Annotated in this window: 12 protein-coding genes and 1 pseudogene; 4 read left to right on the forward strand and 9 right to left on the reverse strand. The window is 35.4% G+C overall.

Going from position 1 to position 16,167, the window contains the following annotated elements; all coding sequences use genetic code 11:
* Positions 1-6: 6 nt before the first annotated feature.
* Positions 7-537, reverse strand: a complete 531-nt coding sequence (locus HM990_RS10540) for an SRPBCC family protein (RefSeq protein ID WP_317166910.1) — start codon at positions 535-537, stop codon at positions 7-9.
* Between the two features lie 42 nt (positions 538-579).
* Positions 580-1,235, reverse strand: a pseudogene (locus tag HM990_RS10545) (TrmH family RNA methyltransferase).
* A 160-nt stretch (positions 1,236-1,395) separates the two neighbouring features.
* Here HM990_RS10545 and HM990_RS10550 point away from each other — a divergent pair.
* Positions 1,396-2,073, forward strand: coding sequence for an SIR2 family NAD-dependent protein deacylase (locus tag HM990_RS10550; protein WP_178988900.1), 678 nt, complete (start codon positions 1,396-1,398; stop codon positions 2,071-2,073).
* 613 nt (positions 2,074-2,686) lie between these two features.
* Here the strand turns inward: HM990_RS10550 and HM990_RS10555 are convergent.
* The 3 genes from HM990_RS10555 to HM990_RS10565 are packed head-to-tail and all read right to left on the reverse strand — an operon-like array spanning position 2,687 to position 9,079.
* Entirely contained in the window at positions 2,687-3,283 is a 597-nt protein-coding gene (locus tag HM990_RS10555) for an archaeosortase/exosortase family protein (protein ID WP_178988901.1), read from the reverse strand.
* On the reverse strand, positions 3,283-3,492 hold the full coding sequence (locus HM990_RS10560; RefSeq protein ID WP_178988902.1) for a PID-CTERM protein-sorting domain-containing protein: 210 nt from the start codon (positions 3,490-3,492) through the stop codon (positions 3,283-3,285). The genes HM990_RS10555 and HM990_RS10560 overlap by 1 nt, the downstream gene beginning before the upstream one ends.
* A 13-nt stretch (positions 3,493-3,505) precedes the next feature.
* Complete coding sequence (locus HM990_RS10565) at positions 3,506-9,079, reverse strand: T9SS type A sorting domain-containing protein (RefSeq protein ID WP_178988903.1); 5,574 nt, start codon at positions 9,077-9,079, stop codon at positions 3,506-3,508.
* Between the two features lie 989 nt (positions 9,080-10,068).
* On the opposite strand from HM990_RS10565, the gene HM990_RS10570 reads away from it, so the two are divergent.
* Together HM990_RS10570 and HM990_RS10575 are read left to right on the forward strand one after the other, a co-directional pair.
* Positions 10,069-10,887 (forward strand): RluA family pseudouridine synthase, encoded by an 819-nt coding sequence (locus HM990_RS10570; RefSeq protein ID WP_178988904.1) that lies wholly within the window; start codon positions 10,069-10,071, stop codon positions 10,885-10,887.
* A 170-nt stretch (positions 10,888-11,057) separates the two neighbouring features.
* Positions 11,058-11,648 carry a hypothetical protein gene (locus tag HM990_RS10575; protein ID WP_178988905.1) on the forward strand — a complete coding sequence of 197 codons (591 nt, stop codon included), beginning with the start codon at positions 11,058-11,060 and terminating at the stop codon, positions 11,646-11,648.
* 19 nt (positions 11,649-11,667) lie between these two features.
* On the opposite strand, the gene HM990_RS10580 is transcribed toward HM990_RS10575, so the two are convergent.
* Both HM990_RS10580 and HM990_RS10585 read right to left on the reverse strand, forming a co-directional pair.
* Positions 11,668-12,900, reverse strand: a complete 1,233-nt coding sequence (locus tag HM990_RS10580; RefSeq protein WP_178988906.1) for a glycosyltransferase — start codon at positions 12,898-12,900, stop codon at positions 11,668-11,670.
* Positions 12,901-12,987: 87 nt separating this feature from the next.
* Complete coding sequence (locus tag HM990_RS10585; protein ID WP_178988907.1) at positions 12,988-13,461, reverse strand: heme-binding domain-containing protein; 474 nt, start codon at positions 13,459-13,461, stop codon at positions 12,988-12,990.
* 39 nt (positions 13,462-13,500) lie between these two features.
* Between HM990_RS10585 and HM990_RS10590 the strand changes: the two genes are divergently transcribed.
* Positions 13,501-14,061 (forward strand): adenylosuccinate lyase, encoded by a 561-nt coding sequence (locus tag HM990_RS10590; protein ID WP_178988908.1) that lies wholly within the window; start codon positions 13,501-13,503, stop codon positions 14,059-14,061.
* A gap of 208 nt (positions 14,062-14,269) precedes the next feature.
* Here the strand turns inward: HM990_RS10590 and HM990_RS10595 are convergent, their stop codons facing one another.
* Together HM990_RS10595 and HM990_RS10600 are read right to left on the reverse strand one after the other, a co-directional pair.
* Positions 14,270-15,064, reverse strand: a complete 795-nt coding sequence (locus HM990_RS10595; RefSeq protein ID WP_178988909.1) for an ABC transporter ATP-binding protein — start codon at positions 15,062-15,064, stop codon at positions 14,270-14,272.
* Between the two features lie 77 nt (positions 15,065-15,141).
* Positions 15,142-16,164, reverse strand: coding sequence for a FecCD family ABC transporter permease (locus HM990_RS10600; RefSeq protein WP_178988910.1), 1,023 nt, complete (start codon positions 16,162-16,164; stop codon positions 15,142-15,144).
* Positions 16,165-16,167: the final 3 nt, after the last annotated feature.

Below are 16,167 nucleotides of genomic sequence, written 5' to 3' on the forward strand. Positions count from 1 at the left end.
CCTTTTTTATTTAGATTCTAATATTTGTTTTAAATCAGCCAGTCCTGCTTCAAAATCCCTTCCTACGGTTTTATCCATATTAAAAAATAGAAAGAAAATATTTGAAGGTGGTTTGTTATGTCCAGTAAAACCCCAAACCACATTGGTAGTTTCGGCATCTATTTCATTTACGGTTAAATAAGCATCAGATTGTGACTTCCAAGGTTTAAAAAAACGCAATTGACTTTTAACGGATTTATTTTTCGTAATACTCGTTATTTCTTGTTCACCAGTTCCAACGTCTTTGTTGCCTTCCCATTTTGAAACAAACCCTACTTCTCCATCAAAACCAGTAAATTCTTGCTTCATATTAGGATCCTTTTTTTTCCAAGGCGACCAATCATCTTGATTTTTAATATATTTAAGATAATTAAAAACTTCAGCGATGGGCTTATTTATGGTGATACTTCGACTTAAGTCATAAGTTTTAGGGGCAATGAGGGCTAAAAAAACAATTAGCACAATTATTGTTAGCACGACATAGAATAATGTCATCATGGAAATTTGATTTTTTAGTTAGTCCTATAAATTTACGAAAAATTATGATTCAGATTGATAATGTGCTATAATGGCATCATAATCCTTGATGGTTTTTTTAATCCAATCAAAGCGTTTTTCAATAATTTCTTCTTCAGTCAAATTCCAATTTATGTCAGACTTTCTTAATTGTGAAGTGACATGCTGGAGAATAATGGCTGCAGATACCGAAATATTAAGACTTTCCGTAAATCCTACCATTGGAATTTTTAAAAAGCAATCAGCTTCATCGATGACTTGTTGTGAAAGACCTTCTGTTTCCCTCCAAAGAAAAAACATGATTTTTCCGTAATATCAAAATCTATTAGCTCACAATCATTAACATGTGGCGTTGTTGCTACAATTTGGTAGCCTTTCGACTTTAAATCCTTGATACAATCCGTAACCGAATTATAACGATTCAAGTCCACCCACTTTTGCGCACCCATTGCAATTTCCCTATCGATATCTTTAGAATTGACTTCTTCAATAATATTTAGTTCCTGAACACCAAATACATCGCAAGATCGCATAACGGCACTGGTATTATGCAATTGGTACACGTCTTCAGTAGCAACCGTGAAATGCTTAGTTCGATTGTGTAGAACCGTTTGGAAACGTTCTATTCGTTTTTTGGTTACGAAAGTTTCTAGGTATTCTAGAAGTTTTAGATCTTGCATGATTCAAAAATAATAAACCTAAATTAAAATTGAACTGTCATTGTGAGGAATGAGAAATGAATGACGTGGCAATCTCTTAAATTGAAGTAAATCTGATGAAATTGCCAAATCACGCAATAAAACGTAATTCAAAATGAGGTAATTTTCTTATTTTTAGTCTATGAAAAAACATATTGTCGTATTGACAGGAGCTGGTATGAGTGCCGAAAGTGGTATAAAAACATTTAGGGATGCAGACGGACTGTGGGAAGGCCATGATGTAATGGAAGTCGCTTCACCTGAAGGTTTTGCAAGAAATCCTGAATTGGTCTTAAACTTTTATAACAAAAGGAGAAAACAATTAAATGAGGTAGAACCCAACCAAGCACATAAAGATTTGGCTCAGCTTGAAAATGATTATAAAGTCACGATTATAACCCAAAACGTTGACGACCTGCACGAAAGAGCTGGTAGTTCTGATGTAGTACATCTTCATGGTGAATTGCGAAAAATACGAAGTACGGGAAACCACAATGACATCAAAGATTGGACAGAGAATATTAATCTTGGTGACTTATGTGGCAAAGGTTACCAATTACGTCCTCATATTGTATGGTTCGGAGAAGCCGTTCCCGAAATTGAAACCGCCGTTAAAATATGCTATGACGCAGACATTTTGGTTATTATAGGCACAAGTATGCAAGTCTATCCTGCAGCGAGTTTAATTGATTATGTACAACCCGATACGCCCATTTATTATATAGATCCAAAACCAGCTATTAGCAGTGGTGGTAAGGTAACTGTTATTGCCAAATCTGCTACGGAAGGTACGACAGAACTTATAGATATATTAAAATAAGATATACACATATTATAATTAAGTTAATCGTCTTCATTTAATTTAAAAAAGTAATTCACTGGTTTATTAAACAGATTAGAAAGCTTTAAAGCTAAAATCGTTGAATGCACATAATGATTAGCTTCTATGGACTTAATGATCTGTCTAGAAATACCGATGTTTTTTGACTAATAAGGTAATCTAACTTTATTATCGTATTATATACATAATGAGAACGACTTTATGTCAATAAGTTTTGTTATTTAGAGCTCTGTTAAGCAAGCCCATAGCTACATATAAAACTGGAGAGATTAATAATTCTTGAATTGTTCTTGCAAAACGACTTAAATTTAGAACCGTTTTTCCTTCTAGAAACACCCAATCATATATACCAATACATGTAATAATACATAATCCCAAAATATGTACAATGTGCCAAAGAGATGCCATCCAAGTAACCTTCAATTTTCCAAGGTGAAATGTACCTACGAAGTATACAGCTACAGTAAATAATAGAGAAATTAAGTGTCTTAATTTCCTTGGAATTAATGCTGTATTTTTATGTTCTGCAATAAATATATAATAACAGGAGTATATGATAAAAATAATAATAAGTCCAATAATAAAACGAACCCTATCGGATTTGTAAAGCTTCATTTTTTAAATGTATTTTTCTAGCAAACAACATCCATAATAGAAAAGTCGCTCCATAAACGGCTGTTTTAAATAAGTATTTGTGGGCAAAATCGAAATATAATTCAAAATATTCACGCAAATATATTAAACCAATACATCTAAAGATATTAACCATATCTAGAAGTATAGCTCCTAGGATAATGTACAGTACTTTACGCCAAAAATTTGATGGCATACACACTATAAAACCAATATATAGCACAATCAATTCCAATCCATTACAGACGTCTGCTATATGTAAAATACTTTTACCATTATGATATATTTCTGAGGCTTCTACTGTTGTGTATTCACCTTCATATAAGGTTGTCTTAGCTTCCCTTACAGCTTCAAATCCAGACATGGAACTAAATCGATTTAGTAATTCTGTCGATGCCTCACCAACATGCGTAGTTAAAGGGTAATCTAAAATTTTTGAATCTAATAAAAAACCAACATAGATAATTTTCCATGCAACAAAAAACAATAAGGCTTTTCCTAAAAAAAGCCTTATTGGTAATGGAATTTCATTCTTTAACGAACTTACGTTTATCATTACTTATTATTATCTCGTAATTTTTTTACTCCATATGCCGCCGCACCTATTACCAGGGCAATTAGCCCACCATCTAGTGGAATAGCATCTTGAGTGTCAGTAGCTCCTCCCGGAGGTCCTTGTGCGTATAAGTTCGTTGTACTAACTATTGCAAAAACAATAACTACTGTACTAATGACCTTAATAAATTTGATTTTTGAATTTTTCATTGTTTCTATTTTATTAATTAATAATTAATTTTTTAACTGTTGTTTTTCCTTGAGAACTCAATTCTACAAAATATGTACCCAAATCTAATTTTGAGGTTGCATCAATAGTGACTCTACGCCCTGCAGTAAATCCAGTTTCATTGTATAATCTAGCACCTAATACACTGTAAATTGTTACTTCTAAATCATCCATGCCTAATGGAATATTTAAATAAAATTTACCAATGTTTGTTGGGTTAGGATACAATAGGATTTCCTCCATATCTGAAGTGCCAACTGATAAAGCCTCTACACTAAAGACTATCGTAAATCGGCTAGCGTCAATAGAACCAGAAATTTCTGAATCGATTGTATAATCATAATTAACGATACCACTTTGCGGAATTTGCGTATATGAATCCGTAAAGTTATCATATAAATATGCCGTTGCACCTTGCATAGAGATACCTTCTGCCACTATTGTATAGTTGGTATTTCTGTAGGTATTAATTTCCAATTGGATTTCTTCCTCATCCATTGGTGTCGCTCTACTTTCAATACTCAATAAAACATCGTTATTATTAGTTGCGAAATTCTCATCTAGGTTAGTAATATTTTGAGCGTCATTAGCATCAACAGTATTACTTCCTTCGGTGTCAAATAAAATCAATAAGCCATCTGTAGCCGTCTCGTTGTTAGCTAATGCACTACTTTCGTATAACGATAAACGTAATTGCCCTTGGCTAGTCAAGTCACTTGATTCTCTAAATGTTGATGTTTCAAGTCCGGATGAATTTTTACTTGCTTGTGTAAAACTTACAGACGATACACCAGCTCCTGCTGTGTAAACCCAACCTGCTTGTCCTGCTTGTAAATACTGATTGGCATCAGAATCTCCTGACGAAGCCGTACCAGAAGATGCAATTATAGCAGTATATGCTCCTCTTGCACCTAGGGTTGGATCCCAAACCCAGTAATAATTAGGACTTATATTTGTTGCATTTGTCGTTAACACAACATTCATATCTACTTGAGACTGGAATGGATTACCAGCAGCAATGAATCTTTGTTCAGGTACATTGACTGAGATAGTTTTAGATCCTTCATTCTCTGCAGTTAACTCCCCTGTAGCACGTAATGTGGTTACAGACGGCGTTGCTTCATTATTTGTTAAATCCGTTGTTCTGTCACCTCTAATTAAGGTATGATACATAGTTCCTGGATATAAATTAGTGGCATTGGTGTTAGCCATTTGCACATAGTCATAAACCATATTATCAAATATATACATAGATGGATTACCAGTTTCTGTTTCATCAAAGCCATTTATATTACCTACTGGTCCAGTAATATGGGTATCTAACTGCCAGTTCTCAGATATAGGAGTGCTTGTTGTTACAGGCGAACCTAATTGACGGTAAGCTCTTTTTGCAGGAATATATCGTTCTACCGTATAATCACCTACGAACATACCATTACCTGATCCTATATAAGCAGACCCTGAATCATCCGATTCAAAAGTAACTGTACCATCAGTATTATCAAAAACACCATCATTAGTAACCACAGCGTTTGGATTTACTGTTAACGAAGCTCCAGTTTCAACAATCACAGTCGAACATTCATCAATATAAAGATCTTGTCCATCCATTAATACAGGATAGTTAGATGATGATTCGATAAATACATTACCAGTGACCGACAGTCCTGGTGCTAAGCCAGAAGCCCAGTTTCCTGCTTCGGTCCAATCTGAGTTAACGTTTCCTATCCAAACATAACTTTCTAAATCAGCACATGGATCTACACCCTCACAAGTAATACTTAGGTCAAAATCGCCTGATCCTGATCCAAAGGCATGGACCAGCACAAAGTATTCTACTCCTGCTGTTGTAGGGATGGCAAGCTCTGACGAGAAATCTGAACAATTTGTACCATCATCATTTCCATCAATACAGGTTAAATCATCACAGACTCCAGTGAATACACTTATTTTAGTATCGAAGTTAGCCATATCGCAAGTACTAATTGTTGTTGTACCTTCAATACCAGTAAATGTATACCATACGCCATTGGCTGTATTAGAGATATTACAAGTTCCTACATCATCAAAAGTAGCACCGGTTGTAGTTCCGCTTACTGTGTCTCCACAAGAAAGCACTTCAGCATTTGAACACAAGTCGTTATCTGGTACTGCTATTGGGTCTACACAAGTTACATTCATATCGATATTTCCTGTCGCACCACTGAAACCTTCAACTCTTACTAAGTAAGTAGATGATCCATCAGAAGTAAAGGTAACTGATGATTGTAATCCACAGAAATCATCATTAAACACTAATTGACTTGCATCGTCACAAGGACCTGAGTAAACTGTAATATTCGTATCGAAATCAGAGTCACATGTTTCTATAGTAACTTCTTCACCAGCAACTGTGCCAGTGAATGCATACCAAAGATCTATGTCTTCATTTCCGTCAGAATCTGTTGCTGCATCACTATTTCCCATGATGTTATCACCACAGGCAATAGCCTCTGCAACGTCACAAGCATCGTTATCTGGTCCAGGTAGTGGACATGTAAACGTGAATTCTCCTAAATCAGCGTCACATTCATCGTCTAATGCATCTACCATTAAGTTTACTGTATCACCACTGTTGTATGGTCCTGCTGTTACAGTACCTACTACTACTGGATATGTATTTGTTCCGTCACTAATCACAGTACCTGCGTCTCCAGCATCTGTAACATCAATTTCTACCGTAAACGTGCCTGTACCGTCTGGGTCACAGCTATCTACTACTGCTATATTTTCTATAGTTGGTGATACACACTCTGGCGCAGCCACACATGTAAGATCTAGTACAAACTCTGCAGTTCCTGAATAATCAAATATTCTCACTGTATAGGTTCCAGCTGCTGGTGCATCTAAAGTAACTTCTTCAGGGCTACCACTATCACTGCACCCTAAACTTGTAAGGTCGACACATGGGCCTGAGTAAACGAAAATTACACCATCAAAAGCAAATCCTCCAGAAGCATCGTCTAAGCTAAGGGTATAGCTACTTGAGCCATCGGCATCGAATGTATAGAACAAGTCTTGTGCACTAGAGGATGTAAATCCACTACATTCTGCATCAAGACCAGAAGCCGTAGCATTTTCTGTGTTACCTGTAACGGTTACACCACATTCTAATGGCAATGCTCCTGCACAATCATCATTCTCTGGTGCTGGTGGAGGACATGTAAACGTGAATTCTCCTAAATCAGAGTCACAATCGTCGTCTGTTGCATCTACCGTTAATGTTACAGTATCTCCACTATTGTAAGGTCCTGCTGACACAGTACCAGCTACTACTGGGAACGTATTTGTTCCGTCACTGATCACAGTACCTGCATCTCCGGCATCGGAAACTTCGATATCTACCGTGAATGTTCCTGTTCCGTCTTCATTACAATTGTCAACTACAGTTGTACTGTCTATTGTCGGTCCAACGCACTCTGGTGGAGCCACACATGTAAGATCTAGTGTGAACGCTGCAGTTCCTGAATAGTCAAATATCCTTACCGTATATGTTCCAGCGGCTGGTGTATCTAAAGTAACTTCTTCTGGGTTACCACCATCGCTACAACCTAAACTTGTAAGGTCCACACATGGCCCTGTATAAACAAAGACAACACCATCCAAACCAGTAGAACCAGTTGGTTGATCTAAGCTAACCGTATAACTACTAGTTCCATCTGCATCAAATGTGTAGAACAAATCCCTTCCGTCAGTGGAAGTAAAAGTACCACAAGTAGTATCAAGACCTGATGCCGTAGCACCTTCTGTAGTACCTGTAACGGTTACACCACATTCCAATGGAAGCGCACCTGCACATAAATCATTATCTGGTAATGGTGGAGGACATGTAAATGTAAAATTCCCTAAGTCAGAGTCACAATCGTCGTCTGTTGCATCTACCGTTAATGTTACAGTATCTCCACTGTTGTAAGGTCCTGCTGACACAGTACCCGCTACTACTGGGAACGTATTTGTTCCGTCACTTATCACAGTACCTGCATCTCCGGCATCTGACACTACGACATCTACCGTGAATGTTCCTGTTCCATCAATACAGCTATCTACTACCGTTATATTGTCTATTGTCGGAGGTGTACACGTTGGTATTTCAGCACATGTTAAGGTGACATCTATTGTACCAGTTGTTGTACTTGTTCCACTGTAATGTGCAATATAAACTAAATACGTTTCATCTAGTGTTGATGCAAACGTGTGCGTTTCAGCTCCCAAAGAACTATCATCACAAATAATATTAGTTAAATCTCCACAAACTCCGCTTGATATTGCCATTTCATGATCGAAGCTAGCTTCTGACGTCAACGTCATATCTCCTCCTGTTCCTGTGAAAGTAAACCAAATTCCATTTGCTCCCATTGTACAAGCACCTCCTTCTTGAGTACCTGTAGAACCAACCGACGTTGCATTGATTGTTTCACCACAAGCTATTGTAGTAGCATCTATACATGCATCATTGTCTGGTGCTGGTGGAGGACATGTAAATGTGAATTCCCCTAAGTCAGCATCACAATCATCATCTAACGCATCTACCATTAAGTTTACTGTATCTCCACTGTTGTATGGTCCTGCTGTTACGGTACCTGCTACTATTGGGAAGGTATTTGTTCCGTCACTGATCACTGTTCCTGCATCTCCGGCATCTGATACTACGATATCAACTGTGAATGTTCCCGTTCCGTCTTCATTACAATTGTCAACTACAGTTGAACTGTCTATTGTCGGTCCAGCGCACTCTGGTGGTGCTGCACAAGTTACCGCCAAAGTATAGTCGCCTGAAGCGCCTGTTCCATTAAAAGTACTAAAGAAGCCTTCTACTAATATGAGGTACGTTGTGGCGCCATCTGAGGTAAAGGTTATCTCTGATTGTAAGCTACATGAATCATCGTTTGAAAATAACTCTGTTCCATCACAAGCGTCAAAGATGCGCATTAAAGTATCGAATGATGATCCGCACAAACTTGCCGTGATCTCTTCACCATTAGCAGTACCTGCCAATGAATAGAAAACATCCGAGGCACCGTTACCAGCAGTATCCGTTGCACTTAAAGTTGAGCCCGTTACGGTATCACCACATGCAATTGCAGCAGCTTCCGCACAAGTATCGTTATCTGGTGCTGGTTGCAATACATTAAATTCTAATGTCCAATCAAAAGGACCTTCCTCCCACTCATTTGACCATTCTATGTAGTAAACTTGACCCGAAAGTACTGGGTAACCAAGAATTTCAGAAGCGTAAAAATCCCCAGATCCTAAGTCACATGAATCATCATTATTAATGACATCAGTCAATGATCCACATGTTCCAGTTCCAATACTTAAATCAGTATCAGCACCACCGAAACATGAACTAACATTAATGGTACCATCTCCAGGTGCTGTATAAGCAAACCACGCTGAATCAGGACCACCACCCATTTCTCCACTTCCTGTTCCTGGCGTAATAGCTGTACCAGATTGGGGTCCTGCTGAAATAGGTACGGCAGAGGCACAATCGTCTTGTGCAAAACCTTGCCAAAAAAAGGCAAGCATCACAAACATTAACAAACATGATATACCCTTCCGTGAGGGATGAAGAATGTCGTTATTCAAAATTGAAAAATAAAATTTGTTGGATCGGGTGCGAAGAGTTGGTTTTCCAGTCATTGATCTTTAAGTTTTTATTTGTTAAACATTATCATAACAAAAAAAGAATCAACAGGAATTTAGACGAATAATCAATTAATGATATTCAATTCTAAAACTGCAACGTTAAGGTAGGAATCGGGCGATAAATTCTGCTATTAATCAATCGCTGATAAATGAATGTGTTAAAAATAGTCAAAAAAAAATGTTAAAAACAAATAATTCCTCAATAAAATCGACGAAATACAAATATATCGGTATAAAAATTGCAAAAAAATGCCAAAAATTGATTTAAAGGCGGCTCAATAAAAATGCTTTGAACAATTAAGTCACTTGTAGTGAAGAGCACATATTTAACTATTTACAAGTTTTATTTATTGATCGATTCAACTTTTTAATCGCATTTGTGGCTTCAATTAAGAATTCTATAGCAATTTCGGATAATAAAAACGTGTATATAAATAATCTTTCAACTGACTTAAACAGAAAACAGATTTTTTATGGATTATTACTACTACAAAAGGCAATTGTTTGTTTACTTTTTTATAATGCTACGAGTTAGTGAAAAATAAACTGATGAAATAAGCACATACGCACAATTCCATATAATAATTTATTGCTAGTTCTAGCCTAATTACTGGAACCTATATGGGTTTTAGAATGAAAACTGTTGAAGACAAATAGCGATTAGCTTTTAATTCGTTTATAGTTTGTTGAAAAACACCTATACTCCACATTTATTTGTTCCCCAAAAATTTTACTGAACTTGACTTTATAAAATGAAAACCCTAACTTAGAAAATTAGCGTTCTACAAGTTTCATAAATATTGAATCATATAAAGCAAAGTCCAATCAATCTCATAGAATCCCATAACGTTCCCAACATCAAAATTCCCATGAGACTTCAAGAATATGGTGTTGGTATTTTTGATGCTTATCCCACAAAATCAGCTTTAAAGAAAGCCCTCAAGAAAAACTATATTACAGTTAATGGAATTGTGGCTACTTCAGCAACATATATAAATGGTGGCGAATCGATAACTTTGACCGTTCCTGAAAACACAACTTCTATAAAAAGATTCAACCTCAAACTACAACTATTATTTGAGGATGATTATCTGGCAGTAATCCACAAGCCTGCCGGTATTTTGGTTAGTGGCAATCATTTTAGAACTATTACCAATGCGCTTGTTCATAATTTACAACGGAGTTCTTCTCCAGATGCCACAAAACCACAACCCGTTCATCGTTTGGATTTTGCAACCACAGGTGTCTTACTTGTTGGAAAAACAAATGGCGCCATAAGAGCTTTAAACAAACAATTTGAAAATAAGGACATTGAAAAAACCTACTTTGCGGTAACTATTGGAAAGATGAACAGAAAAGGTACTTTAATTTCGGATATTGATAATAAGCCTTCTAAATCAATTTATAAAGTTGAAAAAACAGTCTTATCAAAACGGTTTGGTCAATTAAATTTGGTAAAGTTAAGACCATTCACAGGACGCAGACATCAACTACGGATTCATCTATCTGAAATAGGGAACCCAATTTTAGGTGATAAGGATTATGGCATAGAACCTTTAATTTTAAACGGAAAAGGAATGTATTTGCATGCTTGTTCTTTAAAGTTTAGACATCCATTTTTAAATGAAGCCGTTGAAATAAGAAGTGAATTACCCAAAAAATTTAATAAGTTATTTAGTCCTAAATAGTAGTATAATATACCAGGAGTCATTACTTGACTTAGTAAAATTAAATTTCTAGTTTTGTTTATTATTACTGTAATCGTATCAGTTATGTCAGACATAATTCAATAAATGGAACCCCTATTAATTAAAGCGTACTACGATTCAGTAACAAGTCAGTACGAGAATAACTTCAAATGAAAAAAATCTTTATCATTCTTTTTTTGACCAATATCAGTCTGTCATTTGGTCAAATTTCCACGAAACAATATCAAACCGGTATTTTTGAAACCTATGATAATTTTCTAAAAAATGAAATTAAGTTACAAGACACTATTACGGCAAAACAGAACCGTAATAAATTAAGTACATCTTTTAGACTGAAGAATAGTAACGGTAAAAAAATTAAAGATTCCTTTGCCATTTTTGATGGTAACCACTTATACTTTAGAGCGAATTCAATACAGCAGCACTTTACAAATAAAATAAATGACAGCTATAAGATAGACAAAGCTGGGTATTTTAGAGTCCTTTTAAGTAATGATAATTATTTTTATTTTGAAAGCTTTTTTCAATGTAGAAGCGATGCTTCAAATCACAGAATTGGATCGAATTATCGAGCAGGTATTATATATGACATTTCAAAAGGAAAATTCACTGTTTTTTATACCATAGAGGATTTGAAAAAATTTTTAGAGGAAGCGCTGAATATTAAAGTAAGCTATGACGATAGTGATAGATTAAGTCTGCAGATGGTGAGGTATGCTATGGAAGACTTATTTAAGTAGCTATACGTAAATCCTAAAATTACCTATTCTTTTCCTCAATCCACTTACTCATATATTTTGTACTTTGCATACTTTGATACATTAATAACTGACCAATAAAGTTATTTTCACGACATGCATTTAAATTATTTGAAAGTTCCGCTATTATTTTAGCAAAATCAGATTCAAAATTTGTTTTATCAAAACGTTGGCTCAAAACTTCAAAGCCAATTTGTTGTTTTTGTTCCCAGATTTCAGAATTTTTATACAACAAAATGACTTTCTCAACAAAAGCCTCAGCATCAACTTTCACAAATCCATTAGTTTCCAATTCACCAAACATTCCTTCTGCCGCAATATCAGACATTACGCAAGGTGTTCCATTTTGCATAGCATCAATCAATTTACCTTTCAATCCTGCACCAAATCGTAAAGGAGCCAAGCACACTTTTGCGTTTTGCATCACTTCGTTCAGATCTTCCACATAGCCTTTGATCAAAAAGCCTTCATTTTTATTGTTGAGTTGCAATACTTTTTGAGACTCATAAGCGCCATAAATATGTAATTCTGCTTTCGGTAATTGCTGTCTTATCAATGGCCAAATGGTTTGTTTTAAATATAAAACGGCATCATAATTTGGAGCGTGTAAAAAATTACCAATAGTTATGAAATGTCGACGTGCTTTAAAATTCGGCAGTTGTTTTATGTCATCTTCAGAAATGGCATTCAGCAAAAACGGCAAATAATAAAGTAAGTTTTTATCGATTTTAAACTGACTTATTAAAATATCCATTTCAGCTTCAGAAATGATTAAGCTTAAATCGCAACGATACATACTTGCAATTTCGCGTTTAGTAATAGCGTTCTGCAAGTGTTTTATTGAAACATCTTCATTTTGTTTCAAAGCCACTTCCCTAGCCTTCCGTAACCCATGAAAATCTTCGGTATCTAAAATTCTTAGCGCATTAGGACATTGCTCTGCTACGCGCCAACCATATTGTTCCTCGGTCATAAAGCGATCAAACAACACGGCTTTTGGCTGTAAGTCTCTGATAAATGCATCGAAAGAGGAATCATTTAAAAGAATAGGTCGTGTTTCTACATCAATACTGCTTAAATCATAGGTATTTGCTGAAGTTTTAGCAGCCGAAGAAAACGTAATGGCATAGCCTTGATTCTGAAATTGTTCTACCAACTGAAGCATGCGACTACCAGCTGCCGAGCTTTTAGGCTCTGGCCAAACAAAACCAATAATCAACAATTTCTTTTTCATAGTTTAAAAATTCCAAATAAAAAGTATCCCAAATTCACATGGGCATAGTTTTGGAATTTGGGATTTAGAGATTGAAATTTGCCTTTTTTACTGAGGTTCTTTTAAAAATGCATATTTCAAACGCACCGTTTTTGCCCAAGAAACCACAGCATCAATTTGCTCTTGCGATAAATCTGCGTCTCCATGAGTCCATGTATAACTTGGTAATGGCATTTCTTTTTCTTCCACCATTTCAATTAACTCGTCTAGTTTATGATCTTTTTTCTTGTCGGAATAGTCATTCCATTTGGAGATATTAAAATGTTTTTTTCCATCTTCAACATGTTCTGCCAACCAATAATTGACTGGTGTAATTTTATCGTACCAAGGATAACGCGTATTATCGCTATGGCAATCGTTACAGGTATTTTTCAAAATTAATTTTACGTCTTCCGGCGGATTGGTATCTGCATAAAAAGCTTCAACTGAAGTCACATCACCATCATTTTTCTCTGGCCCAAAGAACTGAGCAACTATAAATACTACTAAAAGTAAAAGTCCTATTTTTTTAATAATCTTCATTTTTAATTAATTTTAGACCTTAAAATTAATCATTTTCCATTGAACAAAGCAGAACTCTACAAAGAATTAACTTACGTGAATCATTCGCGCGAAAATCGATTGAAGTATGCCTATCTGGTCATGGATAATCCTGAATTAATTCCATCACTATTGGAGATTCTTTTTGATGTTGATGATAAAATTTCGTGCAGAGCGGCTTGGGTTTTTGAATTTATGTGTGGTGAAAAACTCGAAGCTATTATTCCCTATCTCGACACATTTACTGAAAACATGTCTAAAGTTCATTTAGATTCTGCGGTTAGACCTGTGGCAAAGGTTTGTGAATATCTTGTAAAAGCGAATTATTCCAAAACAGACCATATCATTAAAACTAAACTTTTAGAAAAACATAAAGAAAAAATTATAGAGGCCAGTTTCGATTGGATGATTAATGATGAAAAAATTGCTCCCAAAGCTTACGCAATGAACGCTTTGTTTTTATTGGGACATGAATATGACTGGATTCATAATGAATTAGTAATTATATTAGAACGCGACTTTCAGATGCAGAGTTCTGGTTTTAAGGCTCGTGCTCGACATATTTTGAAGAAGATAAAATGAGCTCTATGACTGAAGAATAAGATATATAATTCAAAGCGTCGTGAAAAATATCATCACGCAAAGGTGCAAAGCAGGATTCGTATTAGGAAAAAATAATTTTAATAGTCTTACTTCACTCTTATTACTTTACACTAACTACTTTAAACTTCTTATTAATTATCGCTAACTGAGCACTGAATACTGCCAACTGTGGACTGAACACTAAACGTTATTTCGTGACTCTAAAACTACCTGTAGAGTTATCAAAAGCAATCAAATCCTTTGGAAAAAGGGAATCAAAAATACCTTGGGAAATTAAATTACAAGGCTGGTCGCAAACCGTTTTATCTTTTTGCATCACAATCATGGTGTCACATAATTGAATCGCTAAATCTATTTCATGCGAGGAAAACAGAATCGTTTTACCAGTTTCCTTAGTTAATTTTTGAAGTAATTTTAATATGTAAGCTTTGTGATACATATCGAGATGTGTTGTTGGCTCATCTAACACAATTATAGCTGTATCTTGTGCCAAAGCACGTGCTATCATAACTTTTTGTAATTGACCATCACTGAGTTGATAACATCTTTTATCCTTTAACTCCAAAATATTAACTTGGCTTAATGACGAATTTATTGTAGCAATATCATCAGTTGTAAGATTTCCTATCCAATTGGTATAAGGATGTCTACCCAAAGCCACCAGCTCAAAAACAGAAAGGTTTTTAGAAATTAAAGGTTCGGTTAAAACAATACTCAATTGTTTGGCTAGTTCTAAATTCGAAATTGAATTTAGAATTTTTCCATTCAGTGAAATATGACCAGATAAAGCGGATTGCACATTAATCAATGTTCGCAATAAAGTTGATTTCCCAATGCCATTAGCGCCAACCAATCCAATTAATTGTCCTTTTCGTAATTCAAAATTAATGTTTGAAGCAACAACAGTTTCAACTTTTTTGGTTTTGTAACCAATGGTAAGTTGCGCTGCTTTAAGGATGCTATGTTGGTTATTTTCTTTCATTAATTTATTTTCAGAATTGTAAGATTTTGAAAACCTGACAAGTCAAACTTCATGCTTCCAACTTCGAGCTTCAATTTCTAAAACATCATTTTTCGCTGCCTTACCAACAACCAAATTACAACAGGCGCACCAACTAAAGCTGTTATCGCGTTAATCGGCAACGTGTAATCACTTGTTGGCACTTGTGCAATACTATCGCAAATTAACATTACAATTGCACCAAATAAAAATACGGCTGGCAGTAATATTTTATGATTAGAGGTTTTAAAAATCTGACGTGTTAAATGCGGAATTGCTAAACCAATAAAAGCAATTGGTCCTGCAAAAGCGGTTATAGTTCCGGCTATTAAACTAGTTGCTAAAATAATGACGAATCGGCTTTGTTTCAAATTTAATCCCAAACTTTTAGCATAATTATCGCCAAGTAACAAACTATTTAATCCTTTTATTGAAACTACGCTTAATAGTAATCCTACGGCATAAATTCCGAAGAAAATCAATAGCTCTTCCCAAGATAAATTGCTTAAACTTCCAAATCCCCAAAATATATATTGCTGTAATTGTTCTGCAGAACTGAAATAAGACAATACACTAACCACAGCGGCTGTAATACTTCCGAACATAAGTCCTATAATTAAAATAGCCATAGTATCTCGTACTTTACTCGAAACCGCCAGAACAGCCAAAAGCACAAAAAAGCTACCCAAACTGGCAGCAATAACTATACTCCATTTTGAAATTAAAGCCGTTGCAAATACGCCACCGAATAATCCTGAACCCAAAATGACCAAAGCCACTCCCAAACTCGAACCAGAGCTGATTCCTAATACAAATGGACCAGCCAATGGGTTTCTAAATAAGGTTTGCATCAATAATCCTGAAATTCCCAAACCAGAACCTACCATAATTGCTGTGATGGCTTTTGGTAACCTTACTTTAGTAATTATAATTTCCCAAGTTTCGTTTTTGGCGGTACCAATAAGGCTTTCAAATACTTCATAAAATGGAATGTTTATTGAACCTAAACTAATGTTAGCCACAAAACATAGCAATAACAATACTGTTAGAAATATAAATGGATATGTGTGTTTGGTTTTCATTTG

Source organism: Winogradskyella schleiferi, from assembly GCF_013394655.1.
GTDB classification, from domain to species: domain Bacteria; phylum Bacteroidota; class Bacteroidia; order Flavobacteriales; family Flavobacteriaceae; genus Winogradskyella; species Winogradskyella schleiferi.

Bases quoted from the DNA above. Each gene is read 5' to 3' on its own strand.
- HM990_RS10565 (WP_178988903.1), bottom strand. From the start codon at position 9,079: ATGCTTGCCTTTTTTTGGCAAGGTTTTGCACAAGACGATTGTGCCTCT.
- HM990_RS10600 (WP_178988910.1), bottom strand. From the start codon at position 16,164: ATGAAAACCAAACACACATATCCATTTATATTTCTAACAGTATTGTTA.
- HM990_RS10580 (WP_178988906.1), bottom strand. From the start codon at position 12,900: ATGAAAAAGAAATTGTTGATTATTGGTTTTGTTTGGCCAGAGCCTAAA.
- HM990_RS10550 (WP_178988900.1), top strand. From the start codon at position 1,396: ATGAAAAAACATATTGTCGTATTGACAGGAGCTGGTATGAGTGCCGAA.
- HM990_RS10555 (WP_178988901.1), bottom strand. From the start codon at position 3,283: ATGATAAACGTAAGTTCGTTAAAGAATGAAATTCCATTACCAATAAGG.
- HM990_RS10540 (WP_317166910.1), bottom strand. From the start codon at position 537: ATGATGACATTATTCTATGTCGTGCTAACAATAATTGTGCTAATTGTT.
- HM990_RS10560 (WP_178988902.1), bottom strand. From the start codon at position 3,492: ATGAAAAATTCAAAAATCAAATTTATTAAGGTCATTAGTACAGTAGTT.
- HM990_RS10585 (WP_178988907.1), bottom strand. From the start codon at position 13,461: ATGAAGATTATTAAAAAAATAGGACTTTTACTTTTAGTAGTATTTATA.
- HM990_RS10570 (WP_178988904.1), top strand. From the start codon at position 10,069: ATGAGACTTCAAGAATATGGTGTTGGTATTTTTGATGCTTATCCCACA.
- HM990_RS10575 (WP_178988905.1), top strand. From the start codon at position 11,058: ATGAAAAAAATCTTTATCATTCTTTTTTTGACCAATATCAGTCTGTCA.
- HM990_RS10595 (WP_178988909.1), bottom strand. From the start codon at position 15,064: ATGAAAGAAAATAACCAACATAGCATCCTTAAAGCAGCGCAACTTACC.